Here is an 18349-nt window from a genome sequence, read left to right on the forward strand (position 1 = left end):
TGTCTGTCCCGTTCATCAGTGGTACGTCCTGCGCTGGTCGGGCTTCGACGATGCAGCCGCGCGCCCGGCTGTGTCGTGCCGAGTGGTCGTGCCAAGGGTCTGTCCCGTTCATCAGTGGTACGTCCTGCGCTGGTCGGGCGGCGGGATGCGCGCGCCCTTGTACTCGACCGGGATCCCGCCGAGCGGGTAGTCCTTGCGCTGGGGGTGTCCGCGCCAGTCGTCGGGCATCATGATGCGGGTCAGCGACGGATGACCGTCGAACAGGATGCCGAAGAAGTCGTAGGTCTCGCGCTCGTGCCAGTCGGTCGTGGGATACACCGAATACAGCGACGGGATGTGGGGATCGGCGTCGGGCGCCGAGACCTCCACGCGCACACGGCGGTTGTGGGTGATCGAGAGCAGGTGGTAGAGCGCGTGCAGTTCGCGTCCGGTGTCGGCGGGGTAGTGCGCGCCGCTGACGCCCAGGCACAGCTCGAACCGCAGGTCCTGATCGTCGCGCAGGGTCCGGGCGACGACTGGCAGGTGCTCGCGGCGCACGTGCAGGGTCAGCTCGTCGCGGTCCACCACGATCTTCTCGATCGCGGCGGCGAACACGGTGTCGGACAGGGCCCTTGCCAGGGCGGTGACCACCTCGTCGAAGTAGCCGCCGTAGGGCGGGGGCGTGCTGCCGGGCAGGCTCAGCGTGCGGATCAGGCGGCCGTACCCGGAGGTGTCGCCGGTGCCGCTGACGCCGAACATGCCGTGGCGCACGCCGATCACCTCCTGCACGGGCGCGGTCGGCTCGGCCTGCTCCGGCTTGCCGCCGGATTGCGCTGTGCTGGCTGGATCTTCGGTCACCGCAACCTCCGGTGGGCCCTGGGTGGCGGGGGAGTCGAATGTCATCGCAACAGCCCCTTCAGCTGGATGGTGGGGGTGTACTCCAGCGCGGCCTGCTCCGCGGCCCGGATGGCCTCCTCGCGGTCGACACCGAGGGGCATCTCCTGGATCTTCTCGTGCAGCTTCAGAATCGCGTGCAGCAGCATCTCCGGCCGGGGCGGGCAGCCCGGGAGGTAGATGTCCACGGGCACAACGTGATCCACGCCCTGCACGATCGCGTAGTTGTTGAACATGCCGCCCGAGGAGGCGCAGACCCCCATGGCCAGCACCCATTTCGGCTCGGTCATCTGGTCGTACACCTGGCGCAGCACCGGCGCCATCTTCTGGCTGACGCGCCCGGCCACGATCATCAGATCGGCCTGCCGGGGTGAGGCGCGGAAGACCTCCATCCCGAATCGGGCGCTGTCGAACCGGCCCGCGCCCGTGGCCATCATTTCTATTGCGCAGCAGGCCAGGCCGAATGTCGCCGGCCACAGCGAACCCTTGCGCATGTATCCGGCGAACTGCTCGACCGTGCTGAGCAGGAAGCCGCTGGGCAATTTTTCCTCGAGACCCATCTGAAGACCGACTCACTTCCCGTGCTCGTTGAGATTCCCGCCGGACCCGGAGGTCCGGCGCTGTGCTCTGGGGCGTTGTATACGCGGCGGTAATGCTCCCGGTACCGGATCAGTCCCAGCTCAGTCCGCCGCGCCGCCACTCGTAGGCATAGGCGACCGAGACGTTGAAGATGAACAGCGCCATCGCGACCAGGCCGAACACACCGAGCGCATCGAAGTGGACCGCCCACGGATACAGGAAGACGATCTCGATGTCGAAGATGATGAACAGCATCGCGGTGAGGTAGTACTTGACCGGAAAGCGTTGTCCGGCAGCGTTTCCGGGACCACCGGCGACCGCGTGCGGCGTCGGCTCGATACCGCATTCGTAGGCCTCGAGTTTGGCCTTGTTGAGACGTTTGGGACCGACCAGGGCGGCGAGCAGGATCGAGCCGAGCCCGAAGGCCGCGGCGACCGCGCCGAGAACGAGTGTGGGAACCTCATTATTCACAACTGCACAACCCCTTTTTCGGTGTCCTCGGACGGCAGCAGCCGAGGCGGGGCTGACATCGTCGTCTGCCGGGCCAGTCTCGCCCCCGTGGGCGCGCTCGGGCGTGGGCGCGGGCGTAAGGGGACCTGACGTGGACGGGTACTGATACCAACGCCCGCACTCATGTGAGCTAGGGCACAGCTTACAACCGTTCCTTCTCAATACCAGCGGTTTGGCGGCTGCGTTTGATCGAATTCAGAACTGTCACTTATTACCGAACCGGCGTAATCGGGACGATGAAACGGCGAAGCCCCCTTCCGTGAACGGAAGGGGGCTTCGCAGCAGTTCGGAGTCAGGCGGCCTGTGTGTTCCGCAGCAGCGCGACCACGGCCTGGGTAAGTTCGAACGGATCGATCGGATGCGGCACCGCGGCCTCGGCCCGCGACCAGTTCGCCAGCCAGGCGTCGTCCGGGCGGCCGGTCAGCACCACGATCGGCGGGCAGTCGGAGACCTCGTCCTTGAGCTGCTTGGCCACGCCCATGCCGCCGGTCGGGGCGGACTCGCCGTCGAGGATGGCCAGATCGATGCCGCCCGCGTCGAGCTGCTCGACGACCACCGGCGCGGTGGCCACCTCCAGGTACTCCAGGGGCGGCAGCTCCGGGTGCGGACGAGTGCCCAGCGCCAGCATCACCTGGCGGCGGGTGTCGGAATCGCTGCTGTACACGAGAACCCGCAGCACGGCGGGACGGTTCGCATCGGCCACGTGGGCGATGGTACGTCCGCACCGGGCCCGCGCGTGGCAGGTTCACGTGGAATCGGTGTTTCCACAAGCGGGACGTTGATCGTCACCAAGCGAATCGATGCTGGTCACCCGAGGGAAAACGCGGGATGCTGGATATCCGGGGACGGCGACGATGGACGGTGGCGCTATGCGAATTTCGGAGATTCTACGCGCGAAGGGCAGCGACGTGGTCACGATCAGGCCGGGGGCCACGGTGCGTGAACTACTGGGGGTGCTGGCCGAGCACAATGTCGGCGCGGTAGTGGTATCCGCGGACGGTCTCACGCTCGACGGCATCGTCTCCGAGCGCGACGTCGTGCGGCGCCTGCACCGCGTCGGTGCCGACCTGCTGGACCGGCCGGTGTCCGAGATCATGACGATGGTGGTGCACACCTGCTCGCCCGACGACCGTGCCGAGACCCTGCGCTCGACGATGACCGAGCATCGGATCCGCCACCTGCCGGTGGTGGTCAACGGGCGGATGGTCGGCATCGTGAGCATCGGGGACGTGGTCAAGAGCGCCATATCGGAGTTGCAGACCGAGCGCGAACATCTGGTCCAGTACCTGCACGGCTGACGAAGGCCGGGGGATCCGGGGAGATACGTTGCGGGACATCGCATCCCGTGAACGAGGTGAGCCTCGCCCCGCCCGCTCCGCCGCGGCCCGGCCCGCGGGCGGGATCCCGATGCGCCAGGGCGGGGAGCAGGTCGGCACGCTGGGGTTGTTCGCGCAACGCCCGCGCACGATCTCAGGGCTGAGCCAGCCGTCGATCGATCGAGCAGTTGACTGTTCGCGAAACGACGTAATGAAGAAAGCCCGCATGCCCGCCCGAGCATGCCCGACCGGGCTGGGCGCGGTTGTCTTTGTTGTGTTCAGTGGATCAGGGTTTTCGCGCCACCGCGGCGTGCTGCATGACGTCGCGGTCGCGGTCGGCGAGAGCTTGGTCGGACAGGCCGATGTCGGCCGGGTCCGGTCGCCAGCGGTGCGGTGTGGTGAAGCCGGGCTCGAGGAAGTCGAGCCCGTCGAACAATCGCAATACCTGTTCGCGGTCGCGCAGCTCCATGGGGACGCCGCTGGCGTGGTACGCCTGCGCCAAGCGGGCGGATTGTTCCGGATTCAGGTCTGCCGCGGCATGGGACAGAATCAGATACGAGCCCGGCGGCAGCGCGTCGACCAGGGTGCGCACTGCGGGGTAGGCGTGCTCGTCGGTGACAAAGTGCAGCAGCGCGATCATGCTCAACGCGATCGGTTCGGAAAAGTCGAGTGTGTCGCGCAGTTCCGCGGCGTCGAGGATCGACTGCGGGTCGGTGACGTCGGCGGAAATGTAGCTCACCCGCCCTTCGTTTGTGCCGGTCATCAGCGCCCGCGAATGTGTCAGCACCAGCGGGTCGTTGTCGGTGTAGACCACCCGCGCGTCCGGTGTGACGGCCTGGGCGACCCGGTGCAGGTTCGGCTCGGTGGGCAGCCCGGTGCCGATGTCGAGGAACTGCCGGACTCCTGCCTGGGCGATGTGGCGGACCGCGCGGTGCATGAAGTGCCGGTTCGCCAGCGCTGCGGCCCGCACAGTCGGGTAGACCTTTTCTATCTCGGCGCCGGCAGCCTGGTCGGCCTCGTAATTGTCTTTACCGCCGATGAACCAGTCGTAAATCCTGGCGCTGTGGGCCTGGTCGGTGCGCAGGTCGACCCCCGAGGGGTGGAAATCGCGGTCGGCGGACATCCGCAGCTGCCTTTCTTCTCCGAAAACTCTTGACGCAAGGGGTGATTCATGTGCGACAAACGGTGCAACACAGCCACCCTACCGTCGGCGGTGCGTAAACACACCGCTTATGTGGTCAGGCCGTGTATTGGGGGTGCTCGACGCGATCCGGCCCCGGCGATCCGCTCCTGGATCGACCGTGTCACAAGCGATCTCCCGCCCGGCTTCCCCGGCCCGCCACTGGCTGACCGTTCTGCTCGACGCAAGACAGCCGCGTCCATCCCCGCCCACCAGCGAGCATCTACGTCCACTTCGGTTGCGCCAGGCCGTTTCTCGGACAGTGGGCCACCCGCTACAACCACTTGCGCGAGGTCACCCGCTCCCACGTCAGTCGTGCAGGCCAGAATTCCGGGACGTGATTCACCGCGCCGGCATCAGTCAAGTAACGCAATCGCAGTGGCTGCGTTAGCGCATCGCTCACCTGGCCGACGAAGTCCAGCATCGACAATAGCCGGGCCTCGGCTAACGACTCGTACCCGTGGTAGCGGCCCGTGCTGACCAGGTAATGCAACCCTGACCGATGCCGAGGACCACGCCGCCACGAGAACCGGCGCACCGGTTCCCGCCCGACCACCGGCAGCGACCCCCTGTCCCGGACCAGCGCGCACACCTTCCTGCCGCTGTGCCGGCATATCACCGACCACCGCGCCGCCCGACCTGGATCGAGCTGCAATCGCGACCGTGCGGCGACGGAAAACCGAACCGGCAGGCCACACACCCGCAACCGATGCCGGCGATTTCGCTGCCAACGTCCGCAGCGCAGGAGTACAACGACGTAACGGGACCTCTCGAGGGCGCGGTGATCCGGAAAACCCTTTGCTACCGGGAGGTCCCGCTTGCTCGGCCCCGACACGCAGGCCCATCCAGCAATCCCAGCGCAAGCCCCCTACGCATCAGCGATAAGTTAAGAGGGCTGGGCGTCGAGCAGCGTTTGGAGGAAGGTAGCGGTCTGTTCGGGCGGTTGGGCGTAGGCCGCACACAGGGTGTCCATCAGGTTCCGGTAGCGCAGCAGGTCCTGTCTCTTGTCGAGATAGAGTGCGCTGGTGAGTTGTTCGAGGTAGACGATGTCGGGCAGCTCCGGTTCGGGGAAGCGCAGCATAGTGAACGAGCCGCCTTCGGCGGGAGTGGGGCCGGCGGTCTCGGGGAGTACCTGCACGGTGACGTTGGGCAGTTCGATCAGCTTCAGCAGATGTCGCAGTTGATCGCGGGCCACTCGCGGGTCGGGTGGTTGTCTGCAAAGCACATGCTCGTCGATCACGGCCCACACCCTCGGCGGGTTCGGTTCGCGGGTGAGTATGCGCTGTCGGCGCATCCGCATGTCGACCAGACGTTGCGCTTCTTCTCGCGAGTCCAGGCCGAAGATATATCGGGCGTAGTCCGCGGTCTGGAAAAGGCCTGGGATGTATTGGGTTTCGTAGATACGGATACCGAAGGCGGCCTGTTCCAGACCGACGTAGGTCTCGAACCAGGAGGGCAGTAGGTCGGTGTAGCGGTGCCACCACCCGGGTCGGCTGGCCTGGCGAGCCAGGCCGAGGAAACGATCGCGCTCGTCGGCATCGTCCACCCCGTACAGCGTGAGTAGGTCGTGCACGTCGCGTTCTTTGAATCCGGTCTGGCCCAGCTCGAGTCGAGTGATCTTGGTTTCCGATGCGCGTAGCGCATCCCCGGCGGCCTGGCGACTGATCTCGCGTTCTTCGCGGAGCTTGCGCAATTGGCCACCGAGCGCGATCCGCAAAACGGTTGGACCGCGTTCGGCGGAGGGGTGACTTACCGCACCGCCTGTCATCGAATCGACTCCCATGCTGTACAGAATCTGCAGCCCTGTTGGTGCACCACCGCGGACACCCTACAGCATCAGGCCATCGAAGCCGCCTTCCTTGATGCCTCGTACCAGCGCAGCGAATTCCGCACGGGTGCAGGTCAACACCGGCCCATCGGGGTCCCGGGAGTTTCGCATTACCACTTGGTCGGGGGAAAAGCGTGCCAACTCAACACAATTGCCGTGCGGACCGCTATATGAGCTCTTCCGCCAGTCGATCTCGTCCTGGGTCGGCGTGCGCGGGGCAGTTCTTTCGGACATCACACTCCACACACTTCCTGCCGATTCCTGGGACTCCACTACCACTGTACCTGCAAACGCACGTGCAGATAGATCTGCGCCTGCAGGTCCATCTGCAGGTGCCGTTGCATCTGCGTCGCGTGTCTGAAACACTGTCCGGCAACTGAAATCGCCCCATCAAGGCCTGTACCGCAGGCAGTCGATTGCGTTCCGCGACAGGAGGAAACGAGCATGAGAAGCCTCGTTGAACGAGCGATCGACGCACCACCTGCCCTGAGTGGCCCCGTGCCGGTCGCCGCTTACAGAGCGAATGCCCCCGTGCTTCAAGCGATGACGGATAGCGCGCTGGCCGAACCCGCTGCCGGAGAACGGAATCCGGACCATATTTCGTCCGGCGCGCCGGACTCGACGATGACCGCCCGAGCAACCGCTCCGGTCTACTCCTGGGCGCTCGAACCTTCCCGATGCCGGGGTGTCATGTCCCCCGGCATCGGGAACTGCCAACGACAAAGAGGGCGGTAATGAAGCGAAACGGCCTGCGCACGACCACAACTGCCGATGGCAGGAAAATGGCGGACTGGCGGCTGATTCGCCACCGTCCGTGGATACAGCGCGTAATGCTGCTCGGCGACTCCAGTCCCGCGGTCGAATGGCCCGGCAAACTACTACCCCTCGCGCAACCGGGGACCATCGTCTTCGCCGGGGACATTCGCTCGCTGGATCTCGCCGACGCCCGTGAGGTGCTGCCACAGCATCAGGACCTGTGGAACGCTGTACAACACGAGTTCTGGACGACTCTGTTCGACACCAGTACAGCGTCGCAGTAGTTACCTGCAGCCTCGGTGGCCGAGTGCGCTGACGATCAATCCAATACGCAGTAGCGGAGTGCACTGCTGCACACCAGCTTTCGAACACTCTACCGCTCACGCGCCGTCACGGATGCACAATGCCGAGTCCGGGACGGCCCGAGACTGAGCCACCCCGGCGAGTCGGGAGACTTTGATGTACCCCAGGTTCCGTGGAGTCGGGTTGCTGGACTCTAGGCCACGGGTTGGATGGACTGCTGCATCTTCTCGTACGCCCGTGTGCTGTCACCAGCGACGACGTCGGCGCTACAGCAGTGCGTAGGTCGGCTCGACGGTGCCGGGGTGGTGGTGCTGTGGGGGTTCCCAGCATCGGGCAAGACCACTGCCGCGCGGGTGCTGGCGGCGACGGCCAATGCGATCATGCACGCGGCGTTGAGCGAGGCGGACCTGTAACCGCGGCAAATTCGCTGGCCCGCAGCGCATTCGGCCCCCTCGCGCGGTCCGCCCGGTGCGGCGGTGACGGCCCGTATTAAGGTCGGTGGCGCACCGCGACGACGGCCGGCAGCTCCGGCCCCCGACCGTGAAGGAAAACCTATGCGCCGCACCGTGATGGCCGTGACTACCCTGGCCGCCGCCCTCGCCTGTGGCGCGTGCGGGTCGTCGGGGGGATCGCACGGCTCCACCGCGGCCCCGAGTTCGGCGGCGACCAGTTCGGCGGCCGCGCCGAGCTCCGCGCAGTCCGCGGGGGAGCAGTGCGGGTCCCAGGCGTGGCCGCAGAAGCTGCCGGACTTCCGCGGAAAGCCCCTCGGCGACACGGTGGTCGGCGCGGCCCTGTGCTACGACATCACCTCGATCACCGCCGCCGACGGCACCGACGTCATGCACGATGCGAAGGCGATGACGAAACCGTGGACGGTGACGGCGGAGACGCCCGCGCCGGGCACCTCGGTTACCGCACAGACACCGATTGTGCTGAAAGTGTCAGCGGCACACTAGGACACACCGCCGCGCTACTTTCCGACGTTCCGCGCGAACTGCTCGGGGTAGCGGGCGCCCGCGACGTCCTTGGCCGCCTCCTCGATCCGGGCGAGATCCGCCGCGGTGAGGGTGATCTCGGCCGCGGCAATGTTCTGCTCGAGGTAGGTGCGGCGCTTGGTGCCCGGAATCGGGACGACGTCCTCGCCGCGGCTCTGCACCCAGGCCAGCGCCAGCTGCCCCGCCGTCAGGCCCTTCTCGTCGGCGAGTGTGCGCAGCTCGGTGACGATGGCCAGATTGCGCTCGAAGTTGTCGTCGGCGAAGCGGGGCATGGCACGGCGCATGTCGTCGCCGGGCAGATCCGCGGGCGAGGTGATGGTTCCGGTGAGCATCCCCCGCCCCAGCGGGGAGAATGGCACGATGCCGATGCCCAGCTCGCGGCATGTCGGCAGCACCTCGTCCTCGATGCCGCGGGTCCACAGCGACCATTCGCTCTGCAGCGCTGTCACCGGGTACACCGCGTGGGCGCGCCGGATCGTCTCCGCCGACGCTTCGGAGATGCCGGCGTAGCGGATCTTGCCCGCGGCTGCCAGCTCTGCCAGCGCGCCCCAGGTCTCCTCGATCGGGACGTTCGGGTCGACGCGGTGCTGGTAGTACAGGTCGATGTGATCGACGCCGAGCCGGGCCAGCGACCGGTCGCAGCACTGCTTGACGTATGCGGCGTCGCCGCGGGCCCGCTGGCCGGTCTCGTCGAACACGATGCCGAACTTGGTAGCAAGCACCACCTGATCACGGCGCCCCGCGATGGCCCGGCCCACGAGCTTCTCGTTCGTCTCCGGGCCGTAGACGTCGGCGGTGTCGAGCAGGGTGACCCCGAGATCGAGCGCCCGGTGAATCGTCGCGATCGACTCGTCGTCGTTGTCACGCACCCCGTAGGCATGACTCATGCCCATGCAACCCAGCCCCTGCGCGCCGACGGTCAGCTCGCCGAGCTTCCTGGTCGCGATCATGGAACCCTCCCTAACGCCGCAATTCGAGGGCGGGCCGCGCCCGCCGGATCCGACGCTACGACCTGGAGTGCACTCCAGGTCAAGCCGGGCTACTCGTCGAGCAGGTCCACGACCTTGGTGAGAGTGGTTGCCAGGGAGCGGCGTTCGTCGTCGTCGAGGGTGTCCAGTGCCTGGGCGAAGCGCTGGATGCGCGCGGAGGTGAGGCCGTTGACCAGATCGGTGGCGGGTGCGGTCGCGGACAGGACCTGGGCCCGGCCGTCGATCGGATCGGGGCTGCGCTCGACGTATCCGGCCTTCTCGAGCACCGTGACGATGCGCGACATCGTCGGCGCGCTGACACGTTCGATGCCGGCCAGATCGCCCAGCCGCATCGGCCCCGAGCGCACCAGGGTGGCCAGCGCCGCCGCCGAGCCCGTGCTGAGCGAGCCGAGATCCCCGGCGCGGCGCAGCAGTCTGGTGATCCGGCCGACGGCCACGTAGATGTCCGCGGCCTCGGCGAGGCGATCGGCGCTGCGCTGCTGCATCATCGGGTGCTGTCTCCTCGCTGAATCATCCGGCCAATCGGTCCCCGTGCGGCATCGTCCTTGGCAGCAAGTATGCCCGCCGTGGCATCGGTCCGGCGCCGTGGCCCGGTGGTGTCTCGTTCCGGCTACCGGGGGATCTCACGAACCTGGGCGGCGGCCGTTCGTGCCGCCGCCCAGGTTCGTGGTTCGGGTGTTCTGTTATTCGGTGTCGGCGGCGTGCCGGGCGGTGAGGCCGTTTCCGTTGTGGCCGTTGCCGTTCACCTGATTGCCGTGCGAGCCGTGACCGTGCAGGCCGTTGCCCACGGCGGCGCTGTGCACGCCGTTGCCGTTGTACCCGTTGCCGTTCGGTTCGTGCGCGCCCTCGTACCCGAGCCGCAGATCGTGCCCGATCTGGCCGCCCGCGACGACGACCCGGCTCGTCACCGGCGGGTAGCCGCTGGCCACGACCGTGTAATTGCCCTCGGACAGACCACTCACCCGGTACCGGCCGTCCTCGTCGGTGCGGGCGGAACCCAGCACCGCGCCGCTGGCGTCGTGCACGACGACCTGCGCATCGGCCACGGCCCGCCCGCCGGCCCCGCGGATCGTGCCGGTGAGCACCGCCATCGGGGCCAGCTCGATGTCGTGCCGGAGCTGTCCGCTGTCGGGCACCGTCAGGGTGATGGCGCTCGGCCGCATGTGTTCGGCCACGGCGACCAGCGTGTACACGCCCGACACCACGCCCTGGCAGCTGTAGCCGCCGTCGGCGCCGGAGACCGCGGCTCCCACGACCTCGCCGCGCATATCGGTGAGGGTGATGGTGGCGTCGGCCACCGGGCGGGTGTCCACGGTGTGCACGATGCCCGACAGCTCGCCCGAGCCCTGCAACGGGATGTCCAGGCGCTGGGGGTGGCCGGCGACCACGAGGTTGACCGCCGCGGGCTGATGACCGCCCGCCGAGACGATCAGCACGTAGCTGCCCGGCGCGGGCGGCTCCAGGACGAAGTCGCCGGTGATGCTGCCGCCCGCCCGCGAAACCTGGTGTCCGCGTTGGTCGATCAGCGTCAGTGCCGCCCCGGGGACGGCGCTGCCGTCCGCGTGGGTGATCCGGCCGCTGACCGTGCGTCCCTCCGCGGCCAGTGGCCGGACGGTCGGCGCGGGCAGGCGGGTGGTCGCCGCGGCGGCGTTGGCCGTGCCGGTGTTCGCGGTGGCGGCGACCAGCGTGCGGTCGATGTCGTCGCCCATACCCTCGCGGGTGGCCTCGGCGAGCTCGGCCGCCTCGTCCGCGACGTAGTCGCTCTTGGCGAACCAGGATGCGATCGAGCCCAGCAACATCATCACCGCGGCGGCGATGAAGACCGCGACCAGCCCGGTGTGGAACGGACCGGAGATCAGGTGCGGGAAGAACGACTGCCCGGTGATGGTGTCGCCGTTGACGCCGGGGGCATTGAGGATCTTCGGTCCCAGCAGCTCCTTGAACGGGTTGTACCCGAGGAAGGTGGCGAACAGGCTGCCGACGGGCGGCATGTTCGCCAGCTGGCTCGCGGCCTCGCCGGGCACGCCCTGCGCGAGCAGGCCCGAATTCATCGCTCCGGGAAGGGTGTTGGACAGCCCGGCGATCATCAGGGAGAAAAACACGCCGATCGACAGCGCCATGCCGCCGTTCATCAGCGTCCCGCGCATGCCCGAGGCGACGCCGCGCTGCGAGGCCGGGACCGCGGACATGATCTCGGCGGTGTTGGGCGAGGTGAAGATGCCCGTGCCGAGGCCGTTGAGCAGGATGACGACCGCGAAGACCCAGTAGTTGAAGTCGACCGGCAGAATCACCAGCAGCACGAAGGTGATCGCGGCCAGCAGTAGGCCACCCGCGGCGAAGACGCGCCCGCCGTACCGGTCCGACAGCCAGCCAGAGACCGGGCCCGCGACAAGGAAGCCGATGGTCAGCGGCAGCATGTAGATGCCCGCCCACAGCGGGGTGTCCTCGAAGTTGAAGCCGTGCAACGGAAGCCAGATGCCCTGCAGCCAGATGATGAGCATGAACTGCATGCCGCCGCGGCTGACGGAGGCCATCAGGCTCGCGAAGTTGCCCAGCGCGAAGGTCTTGTTGCGGAACAGCTTCATGTTGAACATGGGCTGCTTGGAGTAGATCTCGATGAAGCAGAACGCGATCAGCACCACGATTCCGCCGATCACCGCGCTCAGCACCCACGGGTTCGTCCAGCCGGTCTTGGAGTTGCCGTAGGGCTGGATGCCGTAGTTGATTCCGGTCAGCAGGGCCGTGAGGCCCACCGCGAACGCGACGGTGCCGGGGATGTCGATCGAGCCGGGCGTGCGCTGGCCGTTGTCGTGCAGGGAGCGGTAGGACCAGATGGTGCCGATGATGCCGAACGGCACGCTGACCCAGAACACCGCCTTCCAGTCCCATTCGGCCAGCAGGCCGCCGACGAGCAGGCCGATGAACGAACCGGCAACGGCGGCAACGGAGTTGATGCCCAGCGCGACGCCGCGCTGTTTGGCCGGGAAGGCGTCGGTGAGGATGGCCGCGGAGTTGGCCATGAGCATCGCGCCACCGACGCCCTGGATGACGCGCCAGGCGATGAGCCATATCGCGCCGCCCCCGACGTCGAACGGGTCGAATGAGAGCGCTATCGCGGAGACCGTGAAGACGACGAAGCCGGCGTTGTAGATCTTCACGCGGCCGTACATGTCGCCGAGGCGGCCGAACATGACCACGAGTACCGCGGAGGTGAGCAGGAAGCCCATCAGCAGCCACAGCAGGTAGCTGACGTTGGCGGGCTCGAGCGGGTTGAGGTGGATGCCCCGGAAGATCGCGGGCAGCGAGATGATCACGATCGAGGAGTTGATGGTGACCATCAGCATCCCGAGCGTGGTGTTCGACAGCGCCACCCACTTGTAATGCGGGTGATCGCGGTCGACGCGCAGGCGCCGGCGGATCGTCTGGACGTCACCGACGTCCAGGTCGGCGGGTGTTTGTGCGGAAGCCAAGGTCCCTCTCCCCGAAGTACGCGATCTGAACAATGCTTGATCCAATATAGTTGCAATATGCTAACTAACTAAATCCTGGGGATGGGGAATTTGTCACATCGCGGGCGGGAATACGCGCGGGCGTGTTAGCCGGTCCACGAGAGCGCTCTGGACGCCGCGATCCTGCCCACCCCGAATAGGGGGTCGGCGCCGGGAATAGCGTCGAGGTGCACCGCGTTGGCGCGGGCATGGGCTATGCGATCTCGATTCCGCAGTTCTACGCCGACGGTGAATTCGATCCCGACGCGTTCCGTGCCAGGATGCAACGCATCGAGGAGCTGGGTTTCGACAGCGCCTGGGCGCAGGAGCAGGTGCTGACGATGGCGCAGATGCCGCAGCTGGGCGCCATCGAGACCATGACCTTCGCCGCGGCAGCCACCTCCCGGATTCGGGTGGGGTGTTCGGTGTTCGTGAGCTCGCTGCACAATCCGGTGCATCTGGCGCGGTCGCTGAGCACGCTGGATCAGCTCTCGCGCGGGCGCCTGGACGTGGGTGTGGGGTACGGCGGCAAGGGCCGGATGCTGTCCGCGTTCGGCATCGAGGCCGAGGGGCTGCTGACGCGGTTCACCGAGGGTGTCGAGGTGATGCGGGCGCTGTGGAGCGAGCCGAGCGTGAGCTTCGAGGGGCGGTTCTGGCAGTTGCAGGGGGCGCGTATGGAACCCAAGCCCTTCCAGAAGCCCGGTCCGCCGGTCTGGTTCGGCGGCGGGCACGCCAAGGCGCTGCGCCGGGCGGCACGGCTGGGCGACGGCTTCTTCGGCGCGGGATCGACCACCACCGAGGCCTTCGCCGAGCAGGTGCGGACCCTGCGCACGGAAGTGGCCGCCGCCGGTCGCGATCCGGAGACGTATCCGATCGCCAAACGGGTGTACGTCGTCATCGACGACGACGCGGCCCGGGCGCGCGCCCTGGTCGAGCAGAACCTCGAGAAGCTGTACGGCTCACCGGCATTCGCGCCGGTCGCGGTGGCGGGCACGCCGTCGGATGTGGTCGCGGGCGTGCGGAGCGTGATCGATGCCGGGGCCGAGCTGGTGCTGTTCACCCCGATGGTCGAGGACCCCGAGCAGGCCGAACGCATTGCCGCCGAGGTGATTCCGCAACTGGGCTGATGTTTCGGCGGGTGGCGACCGTGCCGTTTGCCGCGGACGCCACCCGCGTTGGATGTGATGTCGAATCACCCGGCCAGCGCGGCGGTCGCGCGTTCCTTCGCCGCCAGCGCCACCCGCAGGGCGGTGGCGAGCTCTTCCGGATCGATGCCCTCGAAGGCCGCATCGGTGCACTTGCGCGCATGGGCGTACAGCGCCGCGAAGTGCTCCATACCCCGCTCGGTCAGTTCCGCTGTGGCGGGGGCGTTTTCGCTGAGGTAGGCGACGTGCCCGGCCGCCGCTGCGCGCTCGAGCAGCCGCAACGTGTCCGGTTGCGGCCGCCGGCAGGAATCGATCGGATCTGCCCGCCGCCCAGGGGCAGTGGCGGGCAGACCGTGGGCGGAGTGTCGGGATCAGATCTCCGGGCGCGTGTGCGTCCACTGACCGACACCGCAGACGCAGTAGGACACTGCCGCGCTGTAGTCCACCTCGATGTCGATCGGGCCGGTCGTGGGCATCCGCTGCAGATCCAAGATGTCGGTGGTGGCCGCATCGATCTCAATGATGTTGGTGGGCATGGTGATTCACCTCCTCTCGGAACCGCTCTCGAAGGCCGGGAATCCGGCCCTCCTGGGTCCGTGGGGCACGTCGTCGGCCGTCCAGGGTCGGCGACCGCCGTGCAGCAGGCGCAGCAGGAACGAGGCGACTCCACCCGTTCCCAGGGCGTAGGAGACGCTGATTCCGGCGCGGTCCGCGTCGGGCACCAGCCAGCGTCCCTCCCGCCGGACGCGCATGCCCCACAGCTGATTACCGATGGATCGGGCCGCCTCGCGATAATGAGCCTCTCCCGTCGCGGCGGCGAGATCGAGGAGCAACTCGCCGTCCCCGGACAGGCCGTGGCATGCGCACGCGGGCGCCCCCGTTCGCCCGGCCAGAACCGCGCGAGCCGCGGCCCGCGCGGTCGCGAGGGATTGCTCGTCGCCCGTGAACCACCACAGCCGGACCAGGAAGGTCGCGATGCCCGATGACCCGTGACACCAGTGCCCGCGGTACAGCGGTGCGTTCGGCGAGCCCTCGGCCCACCACGCCTGATCGTCGCGATGGAGCGCGGCCTTGCCGATGCGACGGCCGCACTCGAGCGCCTGGCCGATCAGGGCTTCATCGTCCAGCATCGCTCCGCCGACCAGCAGCCCGTAGCCGATCCCGGCCGTCCCGTGTGCGAAGCCGTGGTCGGTGACGGCGTCGGGCGCGCCGGCTGGGCTGCCCTCCTCGATCGATGCCTGCCGGGCCGCGAGGTCGGCGCACAGCACCACGAGCCGGTCGCGGATCGCGCCGGCCTCGGCGGGTGTCAGGCCGAATGCTGCCGCGCCCTGCAGGAGGCCGGCGTGCGCGACGATGGAACCCGCAGTGCCATACAAGAATTCGTCGTTGGAAGGCGGTGCAGAGGGCAGCCGGGTCATGATCGCGGGGCTGGGTGGCCGGTGGCCGGGCCGGGCCGCGGCGTACGCCAGGCCCAGCGCCCACGCGATCCCCGCGTCGCCCACCATGAGGCCGGGCTGTCGCACGCCGTCGGGCTGGTGATGGTCCGCGAGCCAGGCGGCCGCCTCGGCGAGGACCGGCGGCACACCCGGGTGGTTTCCGGTGGCGGCGGCGCGGGCGAGCACCCCGACCACGCCGGCCACACCGGAGTAGACGTCCAGGGGCGTCTCGTGTTTGCGGTAGTCGCCGAAGTTCCACGGTCGCGGCGAGCCGGGCGTCCACGTGGCCACGAGATGTTCCACTAGGTCGGCGGCGAGCGTCCGGGGCCCCTCCTCGGTGTGCACTTCCGTTCCCGCGGGTCCGGCCGTCACCCACGACCCCAGCTGGGAAGTGACCTCGTGCAACGACGGTCGCGCGGTGGGATCGTCGTCCAGTAGCGCGACGATGAGACCGGTCACGGCCGCGAGCTGCCGGCTCGGGGCGCCGCGCGCGAGCAATTCCGACAGGCGTGCCGCGCTCGGTCGTGCCGGCGCGTCCTCGGCTGCGAGCTGCGGCGCGCGACCGGTGCACATGTAGTAGAGCACCGCGCCGAGCGAGTACAGGTCGTTGGCGGGCCGCGCGGGCTTGCCCGCCCGCTGCTCGGGCGCGTTGAAGCCCGGCGTCCCGACGATGCGGGGCGCGGTCCCGCTGAACGCGGCGTACTCGACGTCGCAGATCCGAATCGTGGGTCCCTCCGAGGAATCCTCCACCAGGAGATTCGTCGGGCTCAGATCCCGGATTACCAGCCCGCGCGAGTGGAACGCGCCGATCGCCGCACACAGCCGTGAGACGGCTGCCGACAGGGCCGAATCGCTGCCGTCGCCGCCATAGGGGCCGGGCTGGAACCGTCGCGCCCATCGGTCCAGGCGGGTGCCGCGCACATATTCCTCGGCAAGGAACAGGTCGCCGTCGTGCTGGAACAGCGCCACGGGCGCCGGTGTGACGCCGGTGGCCGCGAGCAGGTGCAGCACGGACCATTCGTTGCCCAGGAAGGATCGCGCGTCGAGACCGTCGGCGCCCGCGCCGATATGGGGTCGCGCCTGTTTGACGACGACGAGGGCATCGGCGTTGTCCGACTTCAGGTCTCGGGCCAGGTATACCCCGCCCTTCGCGGTCAGCCGCAGCGCCTGGCCGACCAGAAACCGGTCCGCCAGCAGCACCCCACCGGACCGCCCGCGGGCCGGTCCGCCGCCCGCGGCTCGGTGGGGCTGCCGGAACGCCTCGGGAGGCGTTGTCCAGGGCGGGAATTCGAACCACGGCCTGCGCCGGTCCTCGACTCGCTCCCCGTCCGGGCTGGTGATGGCCGGTCGGAGATCCCCTGCGGCCGAGACGGTGTACATGGCCCGGAAGGCGCCGTATCGGCAGGAGACCAGGCTGCCGGGCCGGTACGGCAGGTCCGACAGCACAACGGGTCCGTACAGGCCCGTCAGCCGCGCGTCGAGCTCGGCGGCGAGGGCGCCGCAGGTATCGTCGTCGGGCGGGTAGACGGTGATGAATTTGCCGGCGCTCTCGCGGGCGGAGTGCATATCGGACAGCGATTCGAGGTATGCGAGACCGCGGGCGATCTTGAATGCCGACCGACCGGAGACCAGGACGGGCAGCACACGGTCCAGAATTTCCCTGGCGGACAGCACGGTTCCCGAAATATGCAGCTTCCAGCCCTGCGGGCGAGGCAAACCTGCCTGCGGCACAACGTAATTCCACTCGTCGTCCGCGCGGAAAGACCATCGCCCGCCGATGTCGGCCACGAGGGCGCGACGAATACGACCCTCGATGTTCCAGCTGGCGGAATCCTCACCCTCCGGCTCGAGCGCAGGATCGAATTCCACCATACGACAACAAAGTACACGAACTGGACATTCGGTATGGCCGTTCCGGGCCAGTGGTTTTCGGCCACATACAGGGGCGCTTCAGCCGCGTTCGGGCGGCGCGGCAACCGGTTCGAAGGCGGCCGCGCCCGATGCGCGGAGCAGGTGGTCGATGAACAGGCGGGCCGGTGGGGTCGGGTTGCGGGTGGTGACCGCGTGCCAGGGGCGGTCCAGCGGGGTGCCCTCGACCGGCAGGATCTCGAGATGCCCTGCGGCGACCGGGGATTCGATGGCATCGCCGTGAATCAGGGTGACGCCCAGGCCCTCCCGGGCGGCGGCCAGGACCGCGCCGTGGGTGCCCAGGGTGAGGGTGGGCGGGCGGATCTGCAGGCGCTCGAGCAGGGCCAGGGTGGTGTCGCGGGTGCCCGAGCCGTCGCCACGCAGCAGCCAGGTGGCGGTGAGCGGATCGGGCCAGCGGCCGGCCGAGCCGACGACGACCAGGCGGCTCGGGCGGCGCGCGCGGATGACCAGGCCCGCGTCGCCGGGAGGGCGGCCCGCGATCACGAGATCGGTTTCGTGGTGCAGTAATTCCAGGAACAGCACATCGCGGGGATGGATCGACAGGCCCACCTCGATATCGGGATAGCGGTCCCGGAACGAGGCCAGCGGGCGCAGCAGCACATATTCCCCGGCGGTGGCGACGACGCCGATTCGCAACCGTCCGGTTTCCGCGCGGCGCACCGCGGCCTGCGCCTCCTGCATCAATCCCAGGATGCTGCGGCAGTATTCGGCGTAGACGCGGCCGGCCTCGGTGAGCGTAATACCCCTACCGGACTTCGCTATCAATTTGGCGCCGAGCTGCCGCTCGATATGGGCCACCGAGGCCGAGGCGGCGGCCTCGGTGACGTGCAGCTGGGCCGCGGCCCGGCGAATGCTGCCGTGCCGCGCCACGGCCAGGAACGTTTCCATGCGCGCCGCACTGACCGTTCCCATTACCCGACGGTAGCAAACTCAACCTTTCGATTGAGCGAGACGAGAAACAATCGAATTGTCCGCCGGCGCGCACGCCCGCATCCTGAATCCAGTCCCGAGTTGTCCTGGCG

The 18349-nt window shown here is 68.2% G+C and carries 19 protein-coding genes and 1 pseudogene; 5 read left to right on the forward strand and 15 right to left on the reverse strand.

Annotation, left to right across the window (positions count from 1 at the left end; translation table 11 throughout):
- Positions 1 to 111 precede the first annotated feature (111 nt).
- From KO481_RS24235 to KO481_RS24250, 4 genes are all read right to left on the reverse strand, one after another.
- A complete protein-coding gene (locus KO481_RS24235) occupies positions 112 to 882 on the reverse strand; it encodes an NADH-quinone oxidoreductase subunit C (RefSeq protein WP_215919963.1) in 771 nt (256 codons plus the stop codon).
- Positions 879 to 1433: a NuoB/complex I 20 kDa subunit family protein gene (locus tag KO481_RS24240; protein ID WP_215919965.1), complete on the reverse strand. Its 555-nt coding sequence runs from the start codon at positions 1431 to 1433 to the stop codon at positions 879 to 881. The genes KO481_RS24235 and KO481_RS24240 overlap by 4 nt, the downstream gene beginning before the upstream one ends.
- Positions 1434 to 1542: 109 nt before the next feature.
- Positions 1543 to 1923, reverse strand: a complete 381-nt coding sequence (locus KO481_RS24245; protein WP_215919967.1) for an NADH-quinone oxidoreductase subunit A — start codon at positions 1921 to 1923, stop codon at positions 1543 to 1545.
- A gap of 331 nt (positions 1924 to 2254) precedes the next feature.
- Entirely contained in the window at positions 2255 to 2665 is a 411-nt protein-coding gene (locus tag KO481_RS24250; protein WP_372452113.1) for an Rv3143 family two-component system response regulator, read from the reverse strand.
- 166 nt (positions 2666 to 2831) lie between these two features.
- Here KO481_RS24250 and KO481_RS24255 point away from each other — a divergent pair, with 166 nt between their 5' ends.
- Positions 2832 to 3260 carry a CBS domain-containing protein gene (locus tag KO481_RS24255; RefSeq protein ID WP_215919969.1) on the forward strand — a complete coding sequence of 143 codons (429 nt, stop codon included), beginning with the start codon at positions 2832 to 2834 and terminating at the stop codon, positions 3258 to 3260.
- A 304-nt stretch (positions 3261 to 3564) separates the two neighbouring features.
- Here the strand turns inward: KO481_RS24255 and KO481_RS24260 are convergent, their stop codons facing one another.
- The 3 genes from KO481_RS24260 to KO481_RS24270 all read right to left on the reverse strand — a co-directional run bounded on the left by KO481_RS24260 (position 3565) and on the right by KO481_RS24270 (position 6520).
- Entirely contained in the window at positions 3565 to 4401 is an 837-nt protein-coding gene (locus tag KO481_RS24260) for an SAM-dependent methyltransferase (RefSeq protein WP_215919971.1), read from the reverse strand.
- A 943-nt stretch (positions 4402 to 5344) separates the two neighbouring features.
- On the reverse strand, positions 5345 to 6241 hold the full coding sequence (locus KO481_RS24265) for a Sco1979 family transcriptional regulator (RefSeq protein WP_245401425.1): 897 nt from the start codon (positions 6239 to 6241) through the stop codon (positions 5345 to 5347).
- 45 nt (positions 6242 to 6286) lie between these two features.
- The gene (locus KO481_RS24270; protein WP_215919973.1) at positions 6287 to 6520 is read right to left on the reverse strand and encodes a DUF397 domain-containing protein; all 234 of its coding nucleotides are present in this window, start codon (positions 6518 to 6520) and stop codon (positions 6287 to 6289) included.
- A gap of 500 nt (positions 6521 to 7020) precedes the next feature.
- Here KO481_RS24270 and KO481_RS24275 point away from each other — a divergent pair, with 500 nt between their 5' ends.
- From KO481_RS24275 to KO481_RS24285, 3 genes are all read left to right on the forward strand, one after another.
- The gene (locus KO481_RS24275; protein WP_215919975.1) at positions 7021 to 7326 is read left to right on the forward strand and encodes a hypothetical protein; all 306 of its coding nucleotides are present in this window, start codon (positions 7021 to 7023) and stop codon (positions 7324 to 7326) included.
- A gap of 258 nt (positions 7327 to 7584) precedes the next feature.
- Positions 7585 to 7758, forward strand: a complete 174-nt coding sequence (locus tag KO481_RS24280; RefSeq protein WP_215919977.1) for a hypothetical protein — start codon at positions 7585 to 7587, stop codon at positions 7756 to 7758.
- A 141-nt stretch (positions 7759 to 7899) separates the two neighbouring features.
- Positions 7900 to 8301: a hypothetical protein gene (locus tag KO481_RS24285; protein ID WP_215919979.1), complete on the forward strand. Its 402-nt coding sequence runs from the start codon at positions 7900 to 7902 to the stop codon at positions 8299 to 8301.
- A 14-nt stretch (positions 8302 to 8315) separates the two neighbouring features.
- Here the strand turns inward: KO481_RS24285 and KO481_RS24290 are convergent, their stop codons facing one another.
- The 4 genes and pseudogenes from KO481_RS24290 to KO481_RS43275 all read right to left on the reverse strand — a co-directional run.
- A complete protein-coding gene (locus KO481_RS24290) occupies positions 8316 to 9290 on the reverse strand; it encodes an aldo/keto reductase (RefSeq protein WP_215919981.1) in 975 nt (324 codons plus the stop codon).
- Positions 9291 to 9379: 89 nt separating this feature from the next.
- Positions 9380 to 9817 carry a MarR family winged helix-turn-helix transcriptional regulator gene (locus KO481_RS24295; RefSeq protein WP_215919983.1) on the reverse strand — a complete coding sequence of 146 codons (438 nt, stop codon included), beginning with the start codon at positions 9815 to 9817 and terminating at the stop codon, positions 9380 to 9382.
- A gap of 195 nt (positions 9818 to 10012) precedes the next feature.
- The gene (locus KO481_RS44860) at positions 10013 to 10651 is read right to left on the reverse strand and encodes an MSCRAMM family protein (RefSeq protein WP_372452126.1); all 639 of its coding nucleotides are present in this window, start codon (positions 10649 to 10651) and stop codon (positions 10013 to 10015) included.
- Between the two features lie 36 nt (positions 10652 to 10687).
- Positions 10688 to 12799 (reverse strand): annotated as a pseudogene (locus KO481_RS43275) (MFS transporter); the annotation flags it as partial.
- Between the two features lie 227 nt (positions 12800 to 13026).
- On the opposite strand from KO481_RS43275, the gene KO481_RS24305 reads away from it, so the two are divergent.
- On the forward strand, positions 13027 to 13944 hold the full coding sequence (locus KO481_RS24305) for an LLM class flavin-dependent oxidoreductase (RefSeq protein WP_215920383.1): 918 nt from the start codon (positions 13027 to 13029) through the stop codon (positions 13942 to 13944).
- A gap of 65 nt (positions 13945 to 14009) precedes the next feature.
- On the opposite strand, the gene KO481_RS24310 is transcribed toward KO481_RS24305, so the two are convergent.
- From KO481_RS24310 to KO481_RS24325, 4 genes are all read right to left on the reverse strand, one after another.
- Positions 14010 to 14243, reverse strand: coding sequence for a helix-turn-helix domain-containing protein (locus KO481_RS24310; RefSeq protein WP_215919987.1), 234 nt, complete (start codon positions 14241 to 14243; stop codon positions 14010 to 14012).
- Positions 14244 to 14333: 90 nt separating this feature from the next.
- Positions 14334 to 14498, reverse strand: coding sequence for a hypothetical protein (locus KO481_RS24315; protein ID WP_215919989.1), 165 nt, complete (start codon positions 14496 to 14498; stop codon positions 14334 to 14336).
- Positions 14499 to 14504: 6 nt separating this feature from the next.
- On the reverse strand, positions 14505 to 17270 hold the full coding sequence (gene lanL, locus KO481_RS24320; protein WP_215919990.1) for a class IV lanthionine synthetase LanL: 2766 nt from the start codon (positions 17268 to 17270) through the stop codon (positions 14505 to 14507).
- A gap of 78 nt (positions 17271 to 17348) precedes the next feature.
- On the reverse strand, positions 17349 to 18239 hold the full coding sequence (locus tag KO481_RS24325) for a LysR family transcriptional regulator (RefSeq protein ID WP_245401426.1): 891 nt from the start codon (positions 18237 to 18239) through the stop codon (positions 17349 to 17351).
- Between the last annotated feature and the right edge of the window lie 110 nt (positions 18240 to 18349).

It is taken from the genome of Nocardia albiluteola, from assembly GCF_018860155.1.
Lineage (GTDB): Bacteria > Actinomycetota > Actinomycetes > Mycobacteriales > Mycobacteriaceae > Nocardia > Nocardia albiluteola.

Excerpts from the sequence above, each read along its gene's own strand:
- KO481_RS24235 (WP_215919963.1), bottom strand. The coding sequence starts at position 882 with ATGACATTCGACTCCCCCGCCACCCAGGGCCCACCGGAGGTTGCGGTG.
- KO481_RS24240 (WP_215919965.1), bottom strand. The coding sequence starts at position 1,433 with ATGGGTCTCGAGGAAAAATTGCCCAGCGGCTTCCTGCTCAGCACGGTC.
- KO481_RS24255 (WP_215919969.1), top strand. The coding sequence starts at position 2,832 with ATGCGAATTTCGGAGATTCTACGCGCGAAGGGCAGCGACGTGGTCACG.
- KO481_RS24260 (WP_215919971.1), bottom strand. The coding sequence starts at position 4,401 with ATGTCCGCCGACCGCGATTTCCACCCCTCGGGGGTCGACCTGCGCACC.
- KO481_RS24265 (WP_245401425.1), bottom strand. The coding sequence starts at position 6,241 with ATGGGAGTCGATTCGATGACAGGCGGTGCGGTAAGTCACCCCTCCGCC.
- KO481_RS24270 (WP_215919973.1), bottom strand. The coding sequence starts at position 6,520 with ATGTCCGAAAGAACTGCCCCGCGCACGCCGACCCAGGACGAGATCGAC.
- KO481_RS24275 (WP_215919975.1), top strand. The coding sequence starts at position 7,021 with ATGAAGCGAAACGGCCTGCGCACGACCACAACTGCCGATGGCAGGAAA.
- KO481_RS24285 (WP_215919979.1), top strand. The coding sequence starts at position 7,900 with ATGCGCCGCACCGTGATGGCCGTGACTACCCTGGCCGCCGCCCTCGCC.
- KO481_RS24290 (WP_215919981.1), bottom strand. The coding sequence starts at position 9,290 with ATGATCGCGACCAGGAAGCTCGGCGAGCTGACCGTCGGCGCGCAGGGG.
- KO481_RS24295 (WP_215919983.1), bottom strand. The coding sequence starts at position 9,817 with ATGATGCAGCAGCGCAGCGCCGATCGCCTCGCCGAGGCCGCGGACATC.
- KO481_RS24305 (WP_215920383.1), top strand. The coding sequence starts at position 13,027 with ATGGGCTATGCGATCTCGATTCCGCAGTTCTACGCCGACGGTGAATTC.
- KO481_RS24315 (WP_215919989.1), bottom strand. The coding sequence starts at position 14,498 with ATGCCCACCAACATCATTGAGATCGATGCGGCCACCACCGACATCTTG.
- lanL (WP_215919990.1), bottom strand. The coding sequence starts at position 17,270 with ATGGTGGAATTCGATCCTGCGCTCGAGCCGGAGGGTGAGGATTCCGCC.
- KO481_RS24325 (WP_245401426.1), bottom strand. The coding sequence starts at position 18,239 with ATGGGAACGGTCAGTGCGGCGCGCATGGAAACGTTCCTGGCCGTGGCG.